Here is a 1,216-nt window from a genome sequence, read left to right on the forward strand (position 1 = left end):
TCCCGATCACCTTAGGATACTCTCCTCGCCTACCTGTGTCGGTTTGCGGTACGGGCACCTCTTTCCTCACTAGAGGCTTTTCTTGGCAGTGTGGAATCAGGGACTTCGGTACTTAAATTCCCTCCCCATCACAGATCGTGCGTCCGATGGACGGATTTGCCTATCCATCACACTCTCTGCTTGGGCGCGCTCTTCCAGTGACGCGCTTCCCTTATCCTCCTGCGTCCCCCCATTGTTCAAACGGAAAGGAGGTGGTACAGGAATTTCAACCTGTTGGCCATCGCCTACGCCTTTCGGCCTCGGCTTAGGTCCCGACTTACCCTGAGCGGACGAGCCTTCCTCAGGAAACCTTAGGCTTACGGTGAAGAAGATTCTCACTTCTTTTTCGCTACTCATACCGGCATTCTCACTTCTAAACGCTCCACTAGTCCTCACGGTCTAGCTTCGACGCCTTTAGAACGCTCTCCTACCACTGTCCTACGGACAATCCGCAGCTTCGGTGATGTGTTTAGCCCCGGTACATTTTCGGCGCAGCGTCACTCGACCAGTGAGCTATTACGCACTCTTTAAATGATGGCTGCTTCTAAGCCAACATCCTGGTTGTCTAAGCAACGCCACATCCTTTTCCACTTAACACATACTTAGGGACCTTAGCTGGCGGTCTGGGCTGTTTCCCTTTCGACTATGAACCTTATCACCCATAGTCTGACTCCCAACGGTAAGTCATTGGCATTCGGAGTTTGACTGAATTCGGTAACCCGATAGGGGCCCCTAGTCCAATCAGTGCTCTACCTCCAAGACTCGCTACGTTGAGGCTAGCCCTAAAGCTATTTCGGAGAGAACCAGCTATCTCTGTGTTCGATTGGCATTTCACCGCTACCCACACCTCATCCCCGCATTTTTCAACATACGTGGGTTCGGGCCTCCAGTAAGTGTTACCTTACCTTCACCCTGGACATGGGTAGATCACACAGTTTCGGGTCTACGACGACGGACTCATTCGCCCTATTCAGACTCGCTTTCGCTGCGGCTCCAGGTCTTCCCTTTAACCTTGCCAGCCATCGTAACTCGCCGGTTCATTCTACAAAAGGCACGCCGTCACCCATTAACGGGCTCCGACTACTTGTAGGCACACGGTTTCAGGTTCTCTTTCACTCCCCTTCCGGGGTACTTTTCACCTTTCCCTCACGGTACTGGTTCACTATCGGTCACTAGG

1 rRNA gene is annotated in these 1,216 nt (G+C 52.5%); it reads right to left on the reverse strand.

Annotation, left to right across the window (positions count from 1 at the left end):
* Positions 1-1,216, reverse strand: a 23S ribosomal RNA gene (locus tag HWQ49_RS14600); the annotation flags it as partial.

The organism is Alkalibacillus aidingensis (genome assembly GCF_014595945.1).
GTDB lineage: Bacteria > Bacillota > Bacilli > Bacillales > Alkalibacillaceae > Alkalibacillus > Alkalibacillus aidingensis.